Source organism: Nocardiopsis sp. TNDT3, from assembly GCF_003427465.1.
Lineage (GTDB): Bacteria > Actinomycetota > Actinomycetes > Streptosporangiales > Streptosporangiaceae > Nocardiopsis > Nocardiopsis dassonvillei.
In genome coordinates, this window is record NZ_QPFC01000163.1 from 1 (window position 1) to 4,943 (window position 4,943).

At 72.8% G+C, this 4,943-nt stretch carries 4 protein-coding genes; all 4 read left to right on the forward strand.

The genetic code is table 11. The annotated features are described in order from the left end of the window. Positions 1 to 16 precede the first annotated feature (16 nt). The 4 genes from DQW06_RS04520 (at position 17) to DQW06_RS04535 (ending at position 4,927) form a co-directional block, all read left to right on the forward strand. Positions 17 to 1,372, forward strand: a complete 1,356-nt coding sequence (locus DQW06_RS04520; protein WP_232832956.1) for an extracellular solute-binding protein — start codon at positions 17 to 19, stop codon at positions 1,370 to 1,372. Next, positions 1,369 to 2,316, forward strand: a complete 948-nt coding sequence (locus tag DQW06_RS04525) for a carbohydrate ABC transporter permease (RefSeq protein WP_013152133.1) — start codon at positions 1,369 to 1,371, stop codon at positions 2,314 to 2,316. Before DQW06_RS04520 ends, DQW06_RS04525 begins: the two co-directional genes overlap by 4 nt. Position 2,317: 1 nt before the next feature. Then, entirely contained in the window at positions 2,318 to 3,223 is a 906-nt protein-coding gene (locus DQW06_RS04530) for a carbohydrate ABC transporter permease (RefSeq protein ID WP_117198009.1), read from the forward strand. A gap of 150 nt (positions 3,224 to 3,373) precedes the next feature. Continuing rightward, entirely contained in the window at positions 3,374 to 4,927 is a 1,554-nt protein-coding gene (locus DQW06_RS04535; protein WP_117198010.1) for a glycoside hydrolase family 43 protein, read from the forward strand. Positions 4,928 to 4,943: the final 16 nt, after the last annotated feature.

The following is a 4,943-nucleotide window of genomic DNA, read 5'->3' on the forward strand; positions in this document are numbered from 1 at the left end:
CCCTTGGAGTCCGCCGATGCCGCACCCACCACGCAGACCCAGCCCGCCGACCGGGCCGCCTCCGCCGTTCTCGCGGCGCCGCGTGCTCCTGGGCACGGGAGCCCTCGCCCTGGGCTCGGCCCTGGGCGCCGCCGGATGCGCCCCCGCCCCCGGTTCGGGATCGACCACGCAGGTGCGGTTCTGGAGCCTGTTCCAGGGCGGCGACGGCGCCCGGGTGCAGACCATGCTGGACGCGGTGCGCGAACAGGCCCCGCACCTGGACGTCACCCCCAGCACACTGGCCTGGGGACCGCCGTACTACACCAAGCTGGCGGTGGCCTCCGTGGGCGGTCGGGCACCCGAGACGGCCGTGCTGCACCTGTCCCGCCTGCCCGGGTACGCCCCCGGCGGGCTGCTCGAACCCTTCGACCTGGACCTGCTGGCCGAGTTCGGGGTCACCGCCGAGGACTTCGTACCCGACCTGTGGGAACGCGGCATCCACGACGGCGCCACCTACGCCGTCCCGCTGGACACCCACCCGGTGATCGTCTTCTACGACGCCGAAGTCGCCGACCGGGCCGGTCTGCTCGACGGGGACGGGAAGCTGACCGGGATGAACTCCCCCGAGGGGTTCCTCGCGGCCTCCCGGGCGCTGGCCGAGGCCGGGGGCGGCAACGGCGTCTCCTACGGGCACGTCAACGACGACTCCCAGGGGTGGCGGCTGTTCTGGATGCTGTACAACCAGACCGGCGCGTCCATGGAGCTGCCCGGGGGCGGACCGGCGGTGTTCGACCGCGACGCGGCGCTGCGCGTGTACTCCTTCCTCGCCGAACTGCTCGACGGCCGGACGTCGGAGCCGGACCTGGACTACCCCACCGCCCTGGCGGCCTTCGCCTCGGGGCGCTCGGCGATGCTCGTGTGCGGGGAGTGGGAGCTGCCCTACCTGTCGGAACACGTGGAGAACCTGGGGGCGGCCCCCTTCCCCACGGTCTTCGACCAGCCCGGCGGGTACGCCGACTCCCACGCCTTCGTGCTGCCCCGCCAGGGCGACCCCGACCCCGCACGGGTGCGCGCCGCCCACGAGTTCGTGGCGCTCATGGTGCGCAACAGCCTGATCTGGGGCGAGGCGGGCCACATCCCGGCCTACTCGCCGATCGCCCAGTCGCCGGAGTACCTGGCGCTGGACCCGCAGTCGGACTACGCCGCCGCCGGGGAGACCCCCGTGCTCGACCCCGAGGTGTGGTTCGCCGGGGCCGGATCGCGGTTCCACTCCGACGTGAGCGAGGCGCTGCGCACGGCCCTGACCGGCGACGGACCCGAGGCGGCGGTGGACCACCTGGGCAGGACCCTGGACTCCTGGGCCGCCCGCACCAACCCGGGAGGCCAGGAATGAGCGTGACCACCCAAGCCCCCGCCCGCGCCCGTGCGGGCGCGGGCTCCCCGCCGGGCGGCCCCGGCGGCGCGCGGCTGCTGTGGCGGCGCCTGGCGGACTCGCCCCTGGTGTTCCTGCTGCCCTTCCTCCTGGTGTACGCGCTGTTCCTGGCCTGGCCGCTGGTGAGCGGCCTGTGGATGAGCTTCACCGACACCGCCCTCAACGGGGCGGGCGGCGCGGTCGTCGGGCTGGACAACTACGCCGAGGCGCTGGGCGACCCGATGGTGTGGCGGACCCTGGGCAACACCGTCCTGTTCACCCTCATCACCACCGTCCCCCTGGTGGTGGTCGCACTGGCCATGGCGGTCCTGGTGCACACCGGGCTGCCCGGGCAGTGGCTGTGGCGGCTGTCGTTCTTCCTGCCGTTCCTGCTGCCGGTGGCCACCGTGGCGCTGGTGTGGAAGTTCCTGTACGTGGAGGACTTCGGTCTGCTCAACCACGCGCTGGGGCTGCTGGGGATGGAGGGCCTGGGCTGGCTGACCGACGAGGGCGTGGCGATGTGGTCGGTGGCGCTGACCACGGTGTGGTGGACGGTCGGGTTCAACTTCCTGCTGTACCTGGCCGCCCTCCAGTCGATCCCCGGCCACCTGTACGAGGCCGCCGCGCTGGACGGAGCGGGGGCGTGGGCCCGCCTGCGCCACGTCACCCTCCCCCAGCTGCGGGGCACCACGGTGGTCGTCCTGCTGTTGCAGGTGCTGGCCTCGCTGAAGGTCTTCGACCAGATCTACCTGCTCACCGGGGGCGGCCCGGGCGAGGCGACCCGCTCGCTGCTGCTCTACATCTACGACGTGGGCTTCACCGGCTACCGGTTCGGGTACGGCGCCGCCGTCTCCTACCTGTTCCTGGCACTCGTCCTGGGCGTGGCCGCCCTCCAGTTGTGGATCAGCGCGCGGAGAAGGGTCTGACATGGCGACGCGGAGCATGCGTTCGACGCGGCGGGCCGAGGCGGCCCTGGACCGCGCCAGGCAGCGCGACCTGATGCTGGGCGGGGGCCGCGGACCGCGGATCGCCGCCGTGTCGGCGCTGGCGGTCCTCGCGGTGCTGTGGCTGGCCCCCATGGTGTGGGCGCTGGTCACCTCGTTCAAGACCGAGGGGGACGCGGTCGCGCTGCCGCCGACCCTGGTCCCCGGGACCGGGTTCACCCTGGAGCAGTACCGCAACCTGTTCGAGGCCGGGAACGTGCAGATGTGGCTGTTCAACAGCCTGGTCATCGCCGTGCTGGTCACCCTGCTCACGATCGTGGTGGCGGCCCCGGCGGCCTTCGCGATGTCGCGCATGGACTTCCGGGGCCGGGCGGCGCTGATGGCCCTCACGGTGGCGGCGATCGTGGTCCCGCCGCAGCTGCTCATCGTGCCGCTGTTCCAGCAGATGGTGTCGCTGGGCCTGGTGGACACCTACGCGGCGGTGATCCTGCCGCAGCTGGTGGCGCCGGTCATCGTGTTCGTGCTCAAGCGGTTCTTCGACGCGGTGCCGCGCGAGCTGGACGAGGCGGCCCGCATGGACGGGGCCTCCTACTGGAGGCTGTTCACGACGGTGATCATGCCGCTGTCGCGGCCCGTCCTGGCGGCGGCGTCGATCTTCGTGTTCATCACCGCCTGGAACAACTACCTGTGGCCGTTCATCATCACGACCGACCCGGCCCTGATGACGCTGCCCGTGGGCATCCCCAACATCCTGGACTCCTACGGCACCTTCTACGCCTCGCAGCTGGCGGCGTCGATGGTGGCGGCGGCGCCGATGGTGGTCGTGTTCATGCTGTTCCAGCGCCAGATCGTCAACAGCGTCGCCACGACGGGTCTGGGCGGCCAGTGAGAACCGGTCCGCGCGCCCGGGACCGACCGGCCGGGGCGTGCCCGAGGGCGCACCGCGCACCGCCGGGGCCGCGGGCGCGCGGGCTCCACCGCACGACGACAACGACGTAAGAAGCAGGAAGAGCACCACTCCACCGGACGGGAAACAGCGATGTCACCACGCACGTCCCCTCGCCCGCGACACCACCTGACGGCTCTCGGCGCCCTGACCCTGGCGCTGCTCGTACTCCCCCTCGCCACCACCGCCACCGCCGCGTCCTCCAGCGGTACCGCCACCACGGCGGCCGATGCCGCCGGACCGGCAGTTCAGGCGGTTCCCGCCGAGTCCGCCCAGGAGGGAACGTTCCGCAACCCCCTCAACGCCGGAGCAGACCCCACGATCGTGCACCACGACGGGAACTACTACCTGTCCACCACCCAGGGCGACCGCATCTCCGTGTGGAGCTCGCCCAGCCTGGCCACCCTGGCCACCGCCGAACCCGTGGAGGTGTGGCGCGACAGCGATCCCAGCCGCGACACCGAACTGTGGGCCCCGGCGCTGCACCGGTTCCAGACCGGGGACGGGCCGCGCTGGTACCTCTACTACACGGCCGCCGACAGCAGGCTGACCGACCCCGTGGAGCGGGACGCCAGCCACCGGCTCTACGTCCTGGAGTCGGCCGGCGACGACCCGGCCGGACCCTACGAGTTCAAGGCACGGATCGCCGACACCGGCACCTACGCCATCGACGGCGAGCCGTTCGTGCACGACGGGCAGCCCTACTTCGCCTGGAGCAGCCCCGGACGCGGGTTCGACGGCGGCCCCCAGCAGCTCTACGCCGCGCGGATGAGCAACCCCTGGACGATCGAGGGGGAACCCGTCGCGCTGCCCAACGAGGGCGGCTGCCCCGAGGTCCGGGAGGGGCCGACCCCGCTGTACCGCGACGGCCGGACCTTCCTCACCTACTCCACCTGCGACACCGGCAAACCCGACTACCAGATCTGGTCGATCGCGCTGGACGGGGGCGCCGACCCGCTGTCGGCGGACGCCTGGGAGCAGCTGCCGGGGCCGCTGTTCAGCCGCGACGACGCGGCCGGGGTCTGGGGGCCCGGGCACCACTTCTTCTTCCGCTCGCCCGACGGCACCGAGGACTGGATCGCCTACCACGCCAAGAACACGCCCGAGTACACCTACTCCTTCCGGTCCACGCGCGCCCAGCGCATCGGCTGGACCCCCGAGGGGACCCCCGACCTCGGACGGCCGCTGGCGGCGGGGGCGACCCAGCGCCTCCCCTCCGGGGACCCGGGCGCGGGCAGCACGGCGGTCAACGACACCGACACCGGCCGGGGCGGGCCGCGGGTCTCCTACGAGGGCGACTGGACCACGGGGGAGCGGTGCGGGGCGCACTGCTTCCACGGCGACGACCACTACACCGCCCAGGCCGGGGCCACGGCCACCTACCACTTCACCGGGTCGCGGATCGCGGTGTACGGGTCGCTGGACACCGACCACGGCTACGCGACGTTCTCGGTGGACGGCGGGCCGCCCTCGGAGCCGGTGAGCTACCACCACCCGTTCCGGGTCGGGGAGCAGCGCGTGTACCTGAGCCCCGAACTCGGCCCCGGCGAGCACACCCTGACCGTCACGGTCACCGGTGACCGGCCCGCCGGGTCGAGCGACGCCATCGTCACCGTCGACCGCGCGGAGGTCTACCCCGCGCCCTGAGCGCGACCGGATCCGC

Excerpts from the sequence above, each read along its gene's own strand:
- DQW06_RS04520 (WP_232832956.1), top strand. The coding sequence starts at position 17 with ATGCCGCACCCACCACGCAGACCCAGCCCGCCGACCGGGCCGCCTCCG.
- DQW06_RS04525 (WP_013152133.1), top strand. The coding sequence starts at position 1,369 with ATGAGCGTGACCACCCAAGCCCCCGCCCGCGCCCGTGCGGGCGCGGGC.
- DQW06_RS04530 (WP_117198009.1), top strand. The coding sequence starts at position 2,318 with ATGGCGACGCGGAGCATGCGTTCGACGCGGCGGGCCGAGGCGGCCCTG.
- DQW06_RS04535 (WP_117198010.1), top strand. The coding sequence starts at position 3,374 with ATGTCACCACGCACGTCCCCTCGCCCGCGACACCACCTGACGGCTCTC.